The organism is Ensifer sp. KUDG1 (genome assembly GCF_050434285.1).
Classification (GTDB): Bacteria; Pseudomonadota; Alphaproteobacteria; order Rhizobiales; family Rhizobiaceae; genus Ensifer.
Map to the genome: position 1 here is coordinate 749,061 of NZ_JBNDIG010000002.1, position 16,268 is coordinate 765,328.

13 protein-coding genes and 1 riboswitch are annotated in these 16,268 nt (G+C 64.0%); of the genes, 8 read left to right on the plus strand and 5 right to left on the minus strand.

From position 1 onward, the window contains the following. Positions 1-92: 92 nt before the first annotated feature. The 5 genes from M2267_RS09225 to M2267_RS09245 all read left to right on the plus strand — a co-directional run bounded on the left by M2267_RS09225 (position 93) and on the right by M2267_RS09245 (position 6,606). Positions 93-1,775 (plus strand): NAD+ synthase, encoded by a 1,683-nt coding sequence (locus M2267_RS09225; RefSeq protein WP_043616394.1) that lies wholly within the window; start codon positions 93-95, stop codon positions 1,773-1,775. A 3-nt stretch (positions 1,776-1,778) separates the two neighbouring features. Further along, positions 1,779-2,114 (plus strand): hypothetical protein, encoded by a 336-nt coding sequence (locus tag M2267_RS09230; RefSeq protein ID WP_429114140.1) that lies wholly within the window; start codon positions 1,779-1,781, stop codon positions 2,112-2,114. A 24-nt stretch (positions 2,115-2,138) separates the two neighbouring features. Continuing rightward, positions 2,139-2,966: a TolB family protein gene (locus M2267_RS09235; protein ID WP_429114143.1), complete on the plus strand. Its 828-nt coding sequence runs from the start codon at positions 2,139-2,141 to the stop codon at positions 2,964-2,966. 165 nt (positions 2,967-3,131) lie between these two features. Next, positions 3,132-4,868, plus strand: coding sequence for an ankyrin repeat domain-containing protein (locus M2267_RS09240; RefSeq protein ID WP_429114146.1), 1,737 nt, complete (start codon positions 3,132-3,134; stop codon positions 4,866-4,868). A gap of 250 nt (positions 4,869-5,118) precedes the next feature. Beyond that, positions 5,119-6,606 (plus strand): diguanylate cyclase domain-containing protein, encoded by a 1,488-nt coding sequence (locus tag M2267_RS09245; protein ID WP_429114148.1) that lies wholly within the window; start codon positions 5,119-5,121, stop codon positions 6,604-6,606. Positions 6,607-6,632: 26 nt separating this feature from the next. On the opposite strand, the gene M2267_RS09250 is transcribed toward M2267_RS09245, so the two are convergent. Beyond that, the gene (locus tag M2267_RS09250; protein WP_429114151.1) at positions 6,633-7,652 is read right to left on the minus strand and encodes a LacI family DNA-binding transcriptional regulator; all 1,020 of its coding nucleotides are present in this window, start codon (positions 7,650-7,652) and stop codon (positions 6,633-6,635) included. Between the two features lie 102 nt (positions 7,653-7,754). Between M2267_RS09250 and M2267_RS09255 the strand changes: the two genes are divergently transcribed. The 3 genes from M2267_RS09255 to bluB all read left to right on the plus strand — a co-directional run bounded on the left by M2267_RS09255 (position 7,755) and on the right by bluB (position 10,886). Next, entirely contained in the window at positions 7,755-8,948 is a 1,194-nt protein-coding gene (locus M2267_RS09255; protein WP_429114154.1) for a phytanoyl-CoA dioxygenase family protein, read from the plus strand. 88 nt (positions 8,949-9,036) lie between these two features. After that, positions 9,037-9,849: an SDR family oxidoreductase gene (locus M2267_RS09260; protein WP_429114156.1), complete on the plus strand. Its 813-nt coding sequence runs from the start codon at positions 9,037-9,039 to the stop codon at positions 9,847-9,849. A gap of 82 nt (positions 9,850-9,931) precedes the next feature. Next, a riboswitch (cobalamin riboswitch) is annotated at positions 9,932-10,144 on the plus strand. A 46-nt stretch (positions 10,145-10,190) separates the two neighbouring features. Continuing rightward, positions 10,191-10,886, plus strand: a complete 696-nt coding sequence (gene bluB / locus M2267_RS09265; protein WP_429114159.1) for a 5,6-dimethylbenzimidazole synthase — start codon at positions 10,191-10,193, stop codon at positions 10,884-10,886. A gap of 12 nt (positions 10,887-10,898) precedes the next feature. Here bluB and M2267_RS09270 read toward each other — a convergent pair whose 3' ends face one another. The 4 genes from M2267_RS09270 to M2267_RS09285 all read right to left on the minus strand — a co-directional run bounded on the left by M2267_RS09270 (position 10,899) and on the right by M2267_RS09285 (position 16,239). Then, the gene (locus M2267_RS09270) at positions 10,899-11,981 is read right to left on the minus strand and encodes a DUF2865 domain-containing protein (protein ID WP_429114162.1); all 1,083 of its coding nucleotides are present in this window, start codon (positions 11,979-11,981) and stop codon (positions 10,899-10,901) included. A 152-nt stretch (positions 11,982-12,133) separates the two neighbouring features. Then, a complete protein-coding gene (locus tag M2267_RS09275) occupies positions 12,134-12,778 on the minus strand; it encodes an acyl-homoserine-lactone synthase (protein ID WP_043623869.1) in 645 nt (214 codons plus the stop codon). 140 nt (positions 12,779-12,918) lie between these two features. Continuing rightward, positions 12,919-13,656 (minus strand): LuxR C-terminal-related transcriptional regulator, encoded by a 738-nt coding sequence (locus M2267_RS09280; RefSeq protein WP_429114165.1) that lies wholly within the window; start codon positions 13,654-13,656, stop codon positions 12,919-12,921. Positions 13,657-13,926: 270 nt separating this feature from the next. Continuing rightward, the gene (locus M2267_RS09285; protein WP_429114166.1) at positions 13,927-16,239 is read right to left on the minus strand and encodes an NADP-dependent malic enzyme; all 2,313 of its coding nucleotides are present in this window, start codon (positions 16,237-16,239) and stop codon (positions 13,927-13,929) included. Positions 16,240-16,268 lie beyond the last annotated feature (29 nt).

The window sequence follows — 16,268 nt, forward strand, 5'->3', positions numbered from 1 at the left end:
GCGATTGCCTGTGGGTATTTTCCCGCAGATTGCGCTAAAGAACATTGCGAAAGTCAGCTGCAATCGTTCAGGACAGACCGACAGGCCCGCTCATGACCGCCCATAAAAACGCCCCTTCGCTCCTTCGCATCGCCATTGCCCAGCTCAATCCGACCGTGGGCGACATCGCCGGAAACCTGGCCAAGGCGCGTGAGGCGCGCGCCGACGCGGCGCGCCAGGGCGCCGATCTCCTGCTTTTGACGGAGCTGTTCATTTCCGGCTATCCGCCGGAAGATCTCGTTCTGAAGCCGGCCTTTCTGAAGGCGTGTCTCCAGGCCGTCGAAAAGCTCGCTGCCGAGACGGCCGATGGTGGTCCGGGCGTCATTATCGGCTTTCCGCGGCTGGCAAAGACCGGCCGGCACAATTCGATAGCCGTGCTCGACGACGGCAAGGTGATCGCGGTCCGCGACAAGGTCGACCTACCGAACTACGGCGAGTTCGACGAGAAGCGCGTGTTCGATCCGGGCGAGATGCCGGGGCCGGTCAATTTCCGCGGCGTGCGCATCGGCATCCCGATCTGCGAAGACATCTGGGGCGATCTCGGCGTCTGCGAGACGCTGGCCGAAAGCGGTGCTGAAATCCTGCTGTCGCCCAATGGCTCGCCCTACTATCGCGGCAAGGTCGACGTGCGCCATCAGGTGGTGCTGAAGCAGGTGATCGAGACGGGCCTGCCGATGATCTACGCCAACCAGCTCGGCGGCCAGGACGAACTGGTCTTCGACGGCGCCAGCTTCGCCTTCAACACCGACAAGTCGCTCGCCTTCCAGATGAGCCAGTTCGAGGAGGCGATCTCGATCGTCGAATGGAAGAAGGGCGACAGCGGCTGGCATTGCGAGCATGGCCTGAAGTCGCGCCTGCCGGAGCGGGAGGAAGCGGACTACCGCGCCTGCATGCTCGGCTTCCGCGACTATGTGAACAAGAACGGCTTCAAGAATGTGGTGCTCGGCCTTTCCGGCGGCATCGACTCCGCCATCTGCGCGGCACTCGCCGTCGATGCGCTCGGCGAGGAGCGGGTGCGCACGGTCATGCTGCCCTACCGCTACACTTCGCAGGAATCGCTGAAAGACGCCAAGGAATGCGCCGAGGCGCTTGGCTGCCGTTACGACATCGTGCCGATTTCCGAGCCGGTCGAAGGGTTCCTCAGCGCTCTCTCCGATACGTTCGAAGGTACGGAGTCCGGCATCACCGAGGAGAACCTGCAGAGCCGCACCCGCGGCACCATCCTGATGGCGATCTCCAACAAGTTCGGCTCGATGGTGGTGACCACGGGCAACAAGTCGGAGATGTCGGTCGGCTACGCCACGCTCTATGGCGACATGAACGGCGGCTTCAACCCGATCAAGGACCTCTACAAGATGCAGGTCTACGCGATCTCGAGCTGGCGCAACACCACGGTTCCGCCGGGCGCGCTCGGTCCTTCCGGCATCGTCATTCCGCAGAACATCATCGACAAGGCGCCTTCTGCCGAGCTTCGCCCCAACCAGACGGACCAGGATTCTCTGCCGCCCTATCCGGTGCTCGACGACATTCTCGAATGCCTGGTGGAAAAGGAAATGGGAACGGACGAGATCGTCGCCCGCGGCCACGACGAGGCGACCGTTCACCGGGTCGAGCATCTGCTCTACATCGCCGAATACAAGCGCCGGCAATCGGCGCCGGGCGTCAAGATCACCAAGAAGAATTTTGGCCGCGACCGCCGTTACCCGATCACCAACCGTTTCCGCGATCGGGGCTAGGGCGTGGACACCCGCTCCGAAGAGCCGGACGGCCGACAGGGCCGTCCCACCTTTACGGAGGAGGAAGTCCGGCTCCTGCGACTGTGGTCGGCGAGCGACGTTTCGCCCGGCCGGCAGCTTTCGGCGCAGGTCGGCTATTTCGCGACGCCTGCTATCTTCGGGATCTATGGCCTTGCGACAGGAAGCCTTACTCTCGTCGGCGTTGCCTTTATCTGCATCCTGCTCTTGCTGGCCTGGGGGCTGGTCACCACCTGGCGGGATCGGCGCGATTCCATCCTGATGCAATCGGTCTGTTCCAAGGTGTTGGCGACCCTGCCTGTCGGTGAAGACAAGAAATAGCGGCTTTGCACGGAGGAGAAGAGCATGCGCAGTTCCGTCGAAATCCATGACATCTTGACCGGCGAGACGCGGGTTGTCTGGCAGACGGACAGGCTGGTCGAGGCGCCGAACTGGTCGCGGGACGGTGAGCATCTGATCATCAATGGCGACGGCAGGCTCTATCGGCTTGGTCTCGATGGCTCCGAACCGGTGGAGATCGACACCGGCTTTGCCACGCTCTGCAACAACGATCACGGCCTCTCGCCGGATGGTGCGACGATCGCGATCAGCGACAAGACCGCGTTCGGAAAGTCGGCGATCTACCTGCTGCCGGCCGAAGGCGGCACGCCGCGGCTCGTCACCCGCAACCTGCCGTCCTATTGGCACGGCTGGTCGCCCGACGGGAAAACGGTGACCTATTGCGGCATCCGCGACCAGGTCTTCGACATCTACACGATCTCCATCAATGGCGGCGAGGAGCGGCGGCTGACCCATGGCGAGGGTCGCAACGACGGGCCGGACTGGTCGGCAGACGGCGAATGGATCTATTTCAACTCCAGCCGTACCGGCCAGATGCAGATCTGGCGGATCCGCCCGGACGGACGCGACGTCACGCGGATCACCGACAGCCGCTATGGCGACTGGTTCCCGCATCCGTCGCCTGATGGTAAGCACCTGCTGGTGCTTTCCTATGACGGCGATGTCTTCGATCACCCAAGAGACCTCGATGTCCGCTTGAGGCTGATGGACATGGACGGCGGCAATGCCCGCATCCTGTTCGAGCTCTTCGGCGGGCAGGGAACGATCAATGTTCCGAACTGGGCGCCGTCGAGCGATCGTTTCGCCTTCGTCCGCTACGAACCGGAAAGCTGACCGCGCTGGACAAGTATATCGGGACCATGCTAGCGATGCGGTCGTTCGCAGGGCGCATCCGATCCGCGGGAAGGGCAAGGCCCACCTGTCTCACTGAACTTGGTTGCCACACCTCTTTTCAGTCTGTGGGCGCGGATACCGGACGTGAATGAAAGGAGGTCTTTCATGATCACGCGCGATCTTTCCGCGAACATTACCCTCGATACGATCCGCAAGCAGGCCAAGGCTTTTTTGAAGGCCGTCAAGGCTGGCGATGCCAGTGTTAGGCAGCGGGCGCTTCCCTATTTCTCCAAACCGACCGCAATGGGCCTTCAGGATGCCCAACTGGTGCTTGCTCGCGAATTCGGCTTCGCCAGCTGGACGCGGCTGAAGCGGCATCTGGAGAAGGCCGAGAGCGGCACGCCATCGACCGAACAGGTCGCAAACCGCTTTCTCGCTCTGGCGACGGTCTCCTATTTCGGCGACATCGCCGCCGATCCCGAGCGGTTCGCTCAGGCGCTCGACCTGCTCAAGGACCATCCTGAAATTGCCGGGGACAGCATTCACGTGGCCGCCGCACTCGGCGACGCCGCGGCGATCGACCGCTTTCTCGATGGCGACCCGAAACTTGCAGAGAAGCGCGGCGGTCCGTTCGATTGGGATCCGCTGCTCTATGCCGCCTATGCCCGCGTTCCCGGCCGCTCGTCGCTGCCGGCGGGCGATCGCCTGATCGCGCGTGGGGCCGATCCGAACGCTTACTGGCTCGACGACGGCCAGTATCGTTTCACGGCCTTGACGGGCGTTTTCGGTGAGGGCGAGGCAGGGCCGGAGCGGCAGCCGCCGCACCCGGATTGCCTTGCCTTTGCGCGACTGCTGCTGAATGCCGGTGCCCGGGCCAATGACAGCCAAGCGCTCTACAACCGGATGTTCGAGCCGGACAATTCGTGCCTCCAGTTGCTTCTCGATCATGGCCTCAATGCCGACGACCGCAACAACTGGCTGGTGCGCAACGATGGCGGCCTCGTCGAAAACGGCGAACGCGTCTTCGACTATCAGCTTGCCTGGGCGCTGGAAAAGCGGATGTCCGATCGCGTCCGGCTGCTCGTCGCGCACGGTGCCGACGTCAATCGCCCGATCAAGGGGCGCACGCCCTATCAATGGGCGGAGCTCGGCGGCGATCCGGCGCTGGCGCAATACCTCCTGTCGCGTGGCGCGACCGAAGCGCCGCTGGAGGATGTCGACCGGCTGGCTCGTGCCATCGGCGAAGTGAAGGCCGACGAGGCGAGGGAACTCGTCGACGCGGATCCGACGCTTGTGGCCCGAACTGAAGCCGCGCACCCGGCTATCCTGCACGAGGCGGCGGGCGAGGACCGGCACGACGCTGTGGCGCTGATGCTGTCGCTCGGCTTCGACGTCAACCGCATGACCTCGCGCACGCCGTTGCACGAGGCGGCGCTGCATGGCCATGTCGCGATGGCGCGGCGCCTGCTCGATCACGGCGCCAATGCCTCAGCCCGCGATCCCTACCATCATGCACCGCCGATCGGCTGGGCCAAGTACAACGGCAAGGACGAGATGGTCGCCTTCCTGAAGGATCAGCCGCTCGATGTCTTCGCAGCCGCGTCCTTCGGTGTGACCGCGCGCCTCGCCGATATCCTCGACCGGCAGCCGGATCTGATCGAAACGCCCTTCGGCACGTTCCGCGGCCGCGGCCGACCGGAGCCGCAGCACGACTGGATGACGCCGCTGGCCTTCGCGGTGATCAACGGGCAGGCGGAATCGGTACAGCTGCTTCTCGAAAGGGGCGCGAATGCGCGCCTTCGGGATGGCGCCGCAGGTCCATCGATACGCGATCTTGCCGTAGAGCAAGGCAATGCGGAGATCATCGCCTTGCTGCGCGTTTCGGCCGCCGCTCCGCAATAGGCTGTGCAGAAGGAGGCGCGGGCGATTGCCCGCACCTCCAGATCTCCGCTGCGACCGCTGATTGTCGGCTGATTCAGTCGGTTGAAATCGTTAATTATTTTATCACCAGCTTATTTAAGCCAAACTTCGATATTGGCCGCTAGGGTGCCCTCAGTATCGGCTGCCATCGTTGCGCATCGCACCTCCACAAGTGCTAGAATGCCCGGCATGGCCGGTGCGGACGAGGGGGACTGGCGTGGTGGAAAAGGCGTTGCGGCAGGCAAAACGGGACAAGACGGTCTGGGCGATCCATGCCGCCTGTACCCTGGTCGCGGTCCTGATCATTGCAAGCCTCATCTATGTGCTCGACCGGTCGGTCACCGAGGCCGATCGTTTCGGACTTTCGGCCGAGCGCCGGCTCGTCGCAAACGAGTTGCGCCACCAGATGGATGCCGTCGTTCAGTTCCAGGCGCAGGTGTCCTTCTGGGACAAGACCTACGAGGAACTGGCGAGCGGGCACGCCAGCGACAGTTTTATCACGGACGAGCTTTCGGGCTGGCTTTGGGAAGACTACGGCTTCTCCTGGATCATCTTCACGGATCCGGCGCGCAACGTCTCGACGGCGCTCAAGGATGGCGTGTCGGTTCCGGCCGGGGTGGCGCGCGTGCCGCTCGACGAGGTCGACGATCTCGTGGACGAGGCCAAGCGCCGCTACGACAATGCGCTCAGGAACAACGGCGGCACCTATAAACTCGATGTCACGACGCCGGATCCGCAATCCGTCATGCCGGCGGTGCCCGGCATCCACGCGGTGGACCTGCGCGAGATCGACGGGCGTATGAGCGTTGCGGTGGTGCAGGCGGTCATCCCGGAGACTTTGGTGGTTCCGGCGGAACGGCGCGATCCGGTGCTGATGGTCGCGGTTCGACCGGTCACGCCGAAGATGACACGCGAGATCGCGGCGCGGCTGGGTATCCGCGGGCTGGCCTTTGTTCCGCTCAACGAGCGGCCAGCAGGCAACGCCTATGCGTCTGTCGGGCGCTGCACCGATTCGTCCTGTCTCGTGGCCGCCTGGGTGCCGAAATCGCCCGGCGGGTTCGTGCGCGCGGAACTGTTGCCGAGCGTCATCATCATGGCGATTGTCGCAGCCCTGCTGATGGCTTTCGTGGCGCTGCGCTTCTCGACGCTCTTTGCCGCCCTGCAGCAGAGCGAAGCGCTGAACCGGCACCTGGCCAAACACGATCGCCTGACGGGGCTGATGAACCGCAGCGGCTTCGACGACATGCTGGCAGCGGCGCTTCTGCGGGCGAATACCCACCCTTTCACGCTCGTCTATGCCGATCTCGACGAGTTCAAGGAGGTCAACGACCGCCACGGCCACGCCGCCGGCGACGCCGTGCTGGTGGCCATGGCCGAGCGTTTTCGCAATCGCGCCGGGCCGAAGGGCACGGTTGCCCGGCTCGGAGGTGACGAATTTGCGGTCATTCTCGGCGATTGCAGCGAGGCCGAGGCCCGCAGCCTGACGGCAGGCCTGATTGCCGACGCGCAGACGCCGGTCGCCTTCAACGGCCAGATGCTCGTCGTCGGCGGCAGCGCCGGCATTGCCTTTGCACCGCGGCACGGACAGACGGCGCGCCAGTTGCTGCTGGCTGCCGACGAAGCGCTCTATCTCGCCAAGCGGCGCGGCCGCAATCGCTTCGAAACGGCCGACGACATGGTGTTGCCGGCCGAAAAGAACGATGGCCAGACGGCCGCTTGAAGGTTCAGCGCCGGCTGGCGGCCGCGCTACTCCGGAACATTATAGGGCGTGATCACTACCACGGCGGAGAGCTGCGGGCCGATCGCCGGCGCCTGGGCGCCCGGCCGCAGCATCATCGTGCGAAAGGCGGTGCGTGCATCGGTCCTCAGGTCGTGATGCAGCACGAAGTGAATGCGCCGTTCGCGCAGCAGCGCCAGATTGTCCTCATCGAGATCATGGGCAATGTAGAGCATGCAGAAACGTTCGAGGCCCTCGAAGGCTGCAAGCACGGAGCGGTTGCCGCCGCCGATCGAATAGGCCGCGTTGATATCCGGATTGGCCGAAAGCGCTGCATGGGCCAGGAGCCCGGTTTCACTGTCGCGGCCGTGGCCTTCGCTGATCTCGACGATCCGGATCGTCGGATAGCGCTCGCGCAGCACCCGGCGAAAGCCGATCTCTCGTTCTTCCTCACCTCGAAAACGGCCGCTTGAAAGGGTCACCAGCACGGTTGCCGGCGCGCCGCAAAAGCGCTCGCCGAGGAGGTAGGCGGCCGTTTCGCCCGCCGCCCGGTTGTCGGCGCCGGCATAGGCCGTCCGCTGCGAATGGGGCAGGTCGGTTACCAGCGTCACCACGGGCGTGCCGCCCATCTCGAAGCGGGCGACGGCGGCGACGATCTCGGGCACGTCTGGCGCCTTCAGCACCAATCCGTCGGTTCCGCGCAGCCGGATCCGGTCGAGCAGTTGCACGATGTCCTGCGGGCGCATCGTCTCGGCAAAGTGAAACCGGCAGCGAAAGACGGTGGGCGCGAAGGTCAGCGCCTCGCTCTCGAAGGCGCGCCGCACCGCATCGGTAAAGCGCTGCGGCGACTCCATGACGATATCGATCGCGAACTTGCGCCCCTGGATGTCGAGGCCGGCCTGCTGCTTTTCCAGTTCCTCGATGGCTGCGCGAACCCGGGCCTCCGTCTGGCGGCGCACGCCCGGCCGCTCGTTGAGCACACGATCGACGGTCGCGGTGCTGAGGCCGGCCTGAAAGGCGATGTCCTTGACCAGAAACGGATGGGCCATCGTTGCGCGCTCCTGATGGATTTTTGATGGATTCTTGCTCTATATCATGTTTGCCGCCGCCTATAGTCGTGTTCATCAGGATGTTCCAGAGGAGGAAACGCGATGAAGACCGACAACAAAGCGCGCCAGCGGATCGACCGTGTCTGGCTCACCGAGGAGGCCTGCGATCTCGAGGCGTTCCGGGCGGAAGTCGAACGCCAGACCAATCTGTCCGACTATCCCCATGCCTCCGGCTGCGAAAAGAACGTCCTGATCTATGACAGCGCCGCGTTGATTGCGGCGTGCGGCGACGGCGAGGCGCGGCGTTCGGTTCTGGCGGAAATCTGCGAGGCGCTGGCAACGGGCCCCGGCGTGGCGGTCTTCAAGCGCGCCTATGCCGATACGGCGGCAATCGACATCGCAAGCGGGGTCTTCGACGCCATCATCGAAGAGCAACATCGCAGCAACAGCGGTGGCGGCGATCACTTCGCCAAGCCCGGCGCCAACGACCGCATCTGGAACTCGCTGGAAAAGCACTGCCTGAACGCACCGGAGAATTTCGCCGCCTATTACGGCAATGCCGTCATCGCGCTCGTCAGCGAGGCCTGGCTCGGGCCGAACTACCAGATGACGGCGCAGGTCAACCGGGTCAACCCGGGCGGGGCGGCGCAATCGGCGCACCGAGACTATCACCTCGGCTTCCAGACGGCGGCCGTGATCGAGCAGTATCCGGCGCATGTCCACAAGCTTTCGCCGGTGCTGACGCTGCAGGGCGCGGTTGCCCATTGCGACATGCCGCTCGAAAGCGGACCGACGCTATTCCTGCCCTATAGCCAGACCTATGTGCCGGGCTATCTGGCGCTCAACCGGCCGGAATTCCGCGCCTATTTCGACGCACATCACGTGCAGCTCCCGCTTGAAAAGGGTGACGTCGTCTTCTTCAATCCGGCGCTCTTTCATGCTGCCGGCACCAACCGCTCCCAAGATATCCGCCGCGTCGCCAACCTGCTGCAGGTGTCCTCGGCCTTCGGGCGCGCCATGGAAACCGTCGATCGACTGACGATGAGCGCGGCGCTCTATCCGGCCTTGCGGGCCTTGCTGGCGAACGGCAAGCTGTCGCGGGCGGAAGCGGCCAATGCCATCGCCTCCTGTGCCGAAGGCTACTCGTTCCCGACCAATCTTGACCGAGACCCGCCAATCGGCGGGCTGGCGCCGAAGACGCAGGCGCAATTGATGCGCGAGGCGCTCACTGCGGGAACGGGCGAGGAGGAGTTTCTTGCGGTGCTTGAGGCGCAGGCGAAACGCAAGCTGAGCTGACGCGCGAGCTACCATTTGACAGGCTCCCGGCGTGTTTCACCCGGGAGCCGCAGCCGTTTCAAACGATCATTTCCGAGGGAGGAATTCGATGAGTGGACAATTGCAGGGCAAGATCGCCATCGTCACCGGTGGTACGCAGGGGCTGGGCGCGACGATTGCTGGCCTTTTCGCCGAGCGTGGCGCCAAGGGTATTGTCATTTGCGGGCGCAACGCCGCCAAGGGACGGGCGAAGGCCGAACAGATCGGCAAGGCACATGGCGCGAAAGTCGTCTATGTCGAGGCCGATCTGGAGAAGGTGGAGGACGCCCGCAAGGTTGTCGCCGCTTGCGACGCCGAATTCGGCCGGGTCGATGCGCTGGTCAACGCTGCGGCCATCACCGACCGCGGCACGATCCTCGACACCACGCCCGAACTCTTCGACCGCATGTTCGCGATCAACGTGCGCGCACCGTTCTTCCTGATGCAGGAAGCGGTGAAAGTCATGCGGCGCGAGAAGACCGAAGGCACGATCGTCAACATCGGCTCGATGTCGGCGATGGCCGGCCAGCCGTTCATCGCCGCCTATTGTTCGTCGAAAGGCGCGCTCGAAACGCTGACCAAGAACACGGCCTATGCGCTGCTTCGCAACCGCATCCGCGTCAACGGGTTGAATATCGGCTGGATGGCATCCGAAGGCGAAGACCGCATACAGCGCGAGTTTCATGGCGCGGCTGCCGATTGGCTCGAAAAGGCGGCGGCTAGCCAGCCTTTCGGCCGGCTCGTCGATCCGTCCGAGGTGGCGCGTGCCTGCGCCTACCTGTCGTCGGCCGAATCCGGGCTGATGACCGGATCGGTGATCTGCTTCGACCAGTCGATCTGGGGCGCCTATGACGGTTCGCCGCATCCGGTCGCTCCGCTCTGAGGCGAGGCAGAAAGAAGCAGGTGGAAAGCGGCGCGTCCGGTTTCGCCCGGTTAGCGCCGCTTGTCTTTCTCAAATCCCTGTGCACTTAGTGCCGTCGTCAGGTGCCCGCGAAAGCGGGAGAATCGGGAATCCGGTCGATATTCCGGAACGTGCCCAACGCTGTGACGGGGACGATCGCGTCTAAGATGGCCTTGAATTGATTCAAGGTTTTGCCACTGGATCTTCAATCGATCTGGGAAGGTGAGGCGATCGGTTGAACCGAAGTCAGAAGACCGGCCTGGCGAGATAGACCGAACCCCGCGTGGACGGCGGGAGGTTTTCGCATTGTTGGGGATCGAACGATGCTGACTGAACCGAAGGGCGGCCTTGCGGCTGCCGGTGCCTTTTCGCTGCAAGAGCGGGAGGCCGTCTACCGTGCCATCGAGACACGTCGCGACGTGCGCGATGAATTCCTGCCCGAGCCATTGCCGGATGATCTGATCAGGCGCCTGCTGGCCGCGGCACACAGCGCCCCGTCCGTGGGCTTCATGCAGCCCTGGAACTTCGTGCTGGTGCGGGCGGAAGAAACGCGCGATCGGGTCTGGCAGGCGTTTCGCCGCGCCAATGACGAGGCCGCGCTGATGTTCGAGGCGGAACAGCAGGGAAAGTATCGCGCGTTGAAGCTCGAAGGCATTCGCAAGGCGCCGCTCAGCATCTGCGTCACCTGCGACCGCACGCGCGGCGGCACTGTCGTGCTCGGGCGTACCCACAATCCGCAGATGGACGTCTATTCCACCGTCTGCGCCGTGCAGAACCTCTGGCTTGCAGCGCGCGCCGAAGGGGTGGGTGTCGGCTGGGTCAGCATCTTCCACGAGGCCGAGATCAAGGCGATCCTCGGCATCCCCGACCATATCGAGATCGTCGCCTGGCTCTGCCTCGGCTATGTCGACCGCCTCTATCAGCAGCCGGAACTCGCCGTGAAGGGCTGGCGCCAGCGCCTTCCGCTCGAGGACCTGGTTTTCGAGGAAGGATGGGGATGCAGCAAGGAGAAGGCGTAAGGCCTCGCCCGATCAATTCTGGACCGGCTGATAGGCCGGTCCCTTCGGATGCTTGAGGTCGATCGCAGTTTCTTCCTGCGGCAGGTAGGTGGGCCCGACGACGCGCACCTTGTTCTTCGACGGATCATAGGGCCGCTCTTCGGCCGGCACCTTGGCGGCCTCGCCCGCTGCTTCCGGCTTCTTCGTCTCGATGACGATGATCGACGACTGGTCGTCGCCGATCTTCGTACCTGTCGTCTTCGGCGTGGTTGCAGCGGTCTGCGGTATCTGGCAGCCGCACTGGCCGCGCTTGCCGACGGCGCGGGTGCGGTAGGCAAAGGCGTTGGGCATTTCGGTATAGGGACGGCCGGTCACGGCCGAGACCATCTTGTCGCTCTCTTCCGTGTTGAGGTCGTGGAAATAGAGCTCCGTCTCAGCCCCTGGGCAGCGAGCCCGGCAGGCCTGTTCGTCGCGTGGGAAATCGGCCGGCGTCGCATCCGAAGAGATCGGGAAGAAGGCGCCGTCACAGGTGCGCACGCACATGGTCCTGAGCGTGCCGCTATAGTAGCGCTCCTGCGGTGCGTAGCCGTCTTCGCCGTGTCCGAGCATCGGGCCATAGGCGTCGTCCGGCGGCAGGTCGGCAACGATGTTGCGGTGGCTTTCCGGTACGTCCGGCTCGAAGCTTGCGAACTCCTCGCGGTCGCCATAGCAACCGTTGATCTCAAGTGCAGCGAGGATGCGGCGCCGGCTGTCGTCGCTACCGCCGGCGACGATCTGCTCGCGCTCGGACTTCAGCATGCGCAGATTGTCTTCCATCTCGGCGATGAGACCGTTGAGCCCGCCGCAGGTGTCGGGGTCGCCGCCGTCGTAGCCGATGGCGTTGCCGCCACCGCAACCGGCGCGGCGGCGGTCGTTCTTCGCTCGCCGCAGTTCGATGTTCTGCCGTGAGATTGCGCTTGCATAGTCGCGCGCATCGGCATTGCTGGCGACGTAGTCAGGCAGTTGCGCGAGCCGGGCGTTCAGTCGGTCGCAGGCCGTCGATGCCAGTGACGGACCGGCACCGATCAGAACCAAAGGCACGAGGGCCGCAGCGACGTGTTTCAGGCGCGTGAACACGGGGCGTAAGTCTCTTCCTGTTGCCAGGTCGGCGCCAACTTCTGCGGTTGGCTGCCAGCGGCATTCCTGTTTCGCCTCCATCATAGAGCTTGTCGGTGATCGTGCAACGACAAGCGACGGTTTGCGTTAACAGTGCCGATCGACGGACGCGCTTAGGCGGCGCGAGCGGTTTCCAGCGACATCGGGCGGTCGAGAACGGTGCCTTCGATCGCAGCGACCGCTTTCATCCGCGAAAGCAGATCCGGGGTCACTTCCCAGGCAACGGCAACCGCGAAGACCGAGCCGATGCGGTGCGGTTCGGCGATGCGCTCGCCCGGGCATCCCATGCGGCGGAACATGCGCTCGAGGAACACATCCGTCACGGTGACGATGTGGCTGATGCCGGAAGCAAGGCCAAGCTCACCGACGCCGCACATGAGTTCGGCAGCCGCGACCGTCACCTGGTTCGAAGCGCGGTCCTGCGAAATCTCCGGCTCGATGCAGAAGCGGCTGGATTCCCAGACCGAAGCGCTACGGATTTCCGGATTGTCGCCGAGCAGGATCGGGAAGGTGTCGTCCAGCATGTTCGGGCCGAGCGTCGGCAGGAGCCGCAGCGCGCCGCGCAGTCGGCCGGTATCGGGGGCATAGGACAGGACGTAGAGCGGGTTTGCCTGGTCGTAGTTGTCGATCTCCCATTCGCCTTCGGTCTGCACGTCCCATTTCAGGAAGTCGTGGAAGACGCGCTTGCGCAACCGGAACATGTCGTCGACGGCCGCCGGGTGTTGTGCGCGGGTCTTTCCGTTCAGGATCCTGATCATCGTTTTCTCCATCCGAGTTTGGGGATGGGGCGATGCTGTCAGGCTCGCGGCGGTTGCGTAACTGTCGCTAGCGACAGTTCAAATGCGCGATATTTGCCACTAGATTTCGAGGGGTTTCGGTGGAGGTGCGTTGTCGGGTGTCAAACGGTGGGGATCAGCGCGTGTCGTACGGCCTGTGCCACGGCCTGGGTGTTGGAAACGACATTCAGCTTGCGTCGCGCATTGGTCATGAAGAAGCGCACGGTGCGCTCCGAAATACCGAGAATCGTGGCGATCTCCCAATAGCTCTTGCCGGCGGCAGCCCAGGTCAAGACCTCGGTCTCGCGCCCGGTCAAACGCATCTCGCGGGTCGAAATGCTGCCGGCCATGGCGCCGTGCTCCAGCATGGCGGCGTGGAAGAGATTGGCGGCCAGCTGGAAATCACGCAGGTGATGGCGGCGATAGGTCGTCCATTCGCCGGCCGGCATGTTGACGTTGATCGCAAGCAACGCCATGCGCCCGGCAGGCGAGGGCAATGGCAGGGCGACGCCCTCGGTGGAAATGCCGATCTCCTGGGCGGCCTGGAACAGTGGTTCGCATTCCGGGAATCGATGCCGCGCCATAGTCCATTCCACCGGCCGCACGCCACCAAGCGCCAGCTTCAGGATCGGATCGATCCGGTGAAGGCTGCGGGCACGGTAGATTTCGGCGGCATAGGCGCCAAAGGTGTGATGCAACCGGCAGACCTTGAGCTCGTCCGCATAGGGCTCGGCTTCGAGATAGAGCAGATGGGCAATGCGGAAGGTTCGGCGCATCAATGTGAAGAAATGAGCGGGCTCTACGCAGCCGCCGCATTCCAGGATTTCCAGCATGTCGAGGACAGCTTGCTGCTCAGTCATGCCACAACACCGAATCTCGTCCGAGGCCCCAGCATGGTTAGAGGTTCACCTTTTGTCCAGCGCAAACTTTCCCGATTGGTGTGTAATACCAATTGTGCGCGCCTTGATTGCGGCTGCCGATCGGCCGCGTGAGAGAGGTTGATTCGCAGGCGATGCGTAAAACCGGCGATGCCGCGCCTGAGGCAGGCGCGACATCCGGATACGGTTTTGCCGGCGCCGGCATGGCGCCCAATTAAAGCGAAGACCGGTGGCGATCTCCGCGTTGCCATCTCAACCCGGATGGCTGGCTTCGACGACCGCCAGAGCTGCCATGTTGACGACGCCGCGCGAGGTGACGGACGGCGACAGGATATGGGCCGGGAGCGCCGAGCCGAGCAGGATCGGGCCGACATGCAGGCTGTCGGTCATGGTCTTGACGACACCGAGCGTGATGTTTGCGGCATCGAGATTGGGGAAGACCAGGAGGTTGGCTTCGCTCGTCAGGCTGCTGTCCGGCATGACGCGCTGGCGCAGCGCCTCCGAAATCGCGGCATCGCCGTGCATTTCGCCGTCGACCTCGAGGTCGGGCGCAAGTTCCCGCACGAGCTGCAGCGCCGTGCGCATCTTGGTGGCGCTCTCCGAATCGCGCGAACCGAAGTTCGAATGCGAGACGAGGGCTGCGCGCGGGGTGATGCCGAAGCGGCGGATTTCCTGTGCCGCCATGACCGTCGTCTGGGCGATCTCTTCGGCGCTCGGGCAGTAGCTCACATAGGTGTCGGTGAAGAAGGTCGCGCCGCGCTGCGAGATCAACAGGCTCAAGGCCGAGAAATCGAGCACGCCGTCGCGCTTGCCGATGATCTGCGAGACGTCGCGCAGGTGCTTGCTGTAGCGTCCTTCGACGCCGCAGATCAGCGCATCCGCTTCGCCGCGCTTGACGGCGAGCGCACCGATAACGGTCGTGTTGGTGCGCACGATCGTGCGGGCCGCTTCCGGGATGACGCCGAGGCGGCCGACGAGAGCGAAGTAGTCCTCGACATAGTCACGGTAACGCGGGTCGCCTTCGGGGTTGACCACTTCGAAATCGACATCCGGGCGGATGCGCAGGCCATAGCGGCGCAGGCGCGTCTCGATGATCTGCGGGCGGCCGATCAGGATCGGGCGGGCGGTGCCTTCTTCGAGCAGCACCTGGGCGGCGCGCAGCACGCGCTCGTCTTCGCCTTCGGCAAAGATCACGCGGTTCTTCTGGGCGTTCTTGGCGGCTGCAAAGACCGGCTTCATGATGAAGCCCGAGCGGAAGACGAAGCGGTTCAGCTTGTCGAGATAGGCGTCATAATCCTGGATCGGACGGGTTGCGACGCCGCTTTCCTCGGCGGCCTTGGCAACCGCCGGCGCGATGCGCAGGATCAGGCGCTGGTCGAACGGCGAGGGGATCAGGTAGTCCGGGCCGAAGACCGGGGTCTCGCCGGAATAGGCGCGGGCGGCAACGTCGGAGGGCTCTTCGCGCGCAAGACCGGCGATGGCGCGCACGGCCGCCATTTTCATTTCTTCGTTGATCGTGCTTGCGCCGCAGTCGAGCGCGCCGCGGAAGATATGCGGGAAGCAGAGAACGTTGTTGACCTGGTTCGGGAAGTCCGAGCGGCCGGTGCAGATCATCGCGTCCGGACGGGCCTGGCGGGCGGCTTCCGGCATGATTTCCGGTGTCGGGTTGGCGAGCGCCATGATCAGCGGCTTTTCGGCCATCTGCGCCAGAAGTTCCGGCTTCAGGACGCCGGCGGCCGAGAGGCCGAGGAACACGTCGGCGCCGCCGATGCTGTCGGCGAGCACACGATTGCTGCTGTCCTGCTCGTAGACGGACTTCCATTCGTCCATCAGCACCTCGCGGCCCTTGTAGACGAGGCCTTCGAGGTCATGCACCCAGATGTTTTCGCGCTTGGCGCCGAGCGTCACGAGAAGGTTGAGGCAGGCAAGTGCGGCAGCACCTGCGCCCGAGGTAACGATCTTTGCCTTGGCGATGTCCTTGCCGGCGAGCTCGAGGCCGTTGAGGATGGCAGCGGCGACGATGATCGCCGTTCCGTGCTGGTCGTCGTGGAAGACCGGGATCTGCATCTTTTCGCGCAGGCGGCGTTCGACCTCGAAACATTCCGGTGCCTTGATGTCTTCAAGGTTAATGCCGCCGAAGGTCGGCTCCAGCGCCGAAATCACGTCGACCATGCGCACGATGCTCGACGCATCGATTTCGATGTCGAAGACGTCGATGCCGGCGAATTTCTTGAAGAGAACCGCCTTGCCTTCCATGACCGGCTTCGACGCCAGCGGGCCGATATTGCCAAGGCCGAGCACGGCCGTGCCGTTGGAAATGACCGCAACCAGGTTGGCGCGGGCGGTAAAATCGGCTGCCTGTTCCGGGTTGTCGCGGATGGCGATGCAAGGGGCGGCAACGCCAGGCGAATAGGCCAGCGCCAGGTCGCGCTGGTTGCCGAGCGGCTTGGTGGGCTGGATTTCGAGCTTTCCCGGGCGGGGATAACGGTGGAAGAAAAGGGCCTGCTGGTCGATGTCGCCGCTGGCCGGACCGGTATGGGATTTCGTCTTGTCGCCCGTATTCATGCTCTCACATTCCTCATTCGTGGTCGTGC

Excerpts from the sequence above, each read along its gene's own strand:
- M2267_RS09225 (WP_043616394.1), top strand. The coding sequence starts at position 93 with ATGACCGCCCATAAAAACGCCCCTTCGCTCCTTCGCATCGCCATTGCC.
- M2267_RS09235 (WP_429114143.1), top strand. The coding sequence starts at position 2,139 with ATGCGCAGTTCCGTCGAAATCCATGACATCTTGACCGGCGAGACGCGG.
- M2267_RS09240 (WP_429114146.1), top strand. The coding sequence starts at position 3,132 with ATGATCACGCGCGATCTTTCCGCGAACATTACCCTCGATACGATCCGC.
- M2267_RS09250 (WP_429114151.1), bottom strand. The coding sequence starts at position 7,652 with ATGGCCCATCCGTTTCTGGTCAAGGACATCGCCTTTCAGGCCGGCCTC.
- M2267_RS09255 (WP_429114154.1), top strand. The coding sequence starts at position 7,755 with ATGAAGACCGACAACAAAGCGCGCCAGCGGATCGACCGTGTCTGGCTC.
- M2267_RS09260 (WP_429114156.1), top strand. The coding sequence starts at position 9,037 with ATGAGTGGACAATTGCAGGGCAAGATCGCCATCGTCACCGGTGGTACG.
- bluB (WP_429114159.1), top strand. The coding sequence starts at position 10,191 with ATGCTGACTGAACCGAAGGGCGGCCTTGCGGCTGCCGGTGCCTTTTCG.
- M2267_RS09275 (WP_043623869.1), bottom strand. The coding sequence starts at position 12,778 with ATGATCAGGATCCTGAACGGAAAGACCCGCGCACAACACCCGGCGGCC.
- M2267_RS09280 (WP_429114165.1), bottom strand. The coding sequence starts at position 13,656 with ATGACTGAGCAGCAAGCTGTCCTCGACATGCTGGAAATCCTGGAATGC.
- M2267_RS09285 (WP_429114166.1), bottom strand. The coding sequence starts at position 16,239 with ATGAATACGGGCGACAAGACGAAATCCCATACCGGTCCGGCCAGCGGC.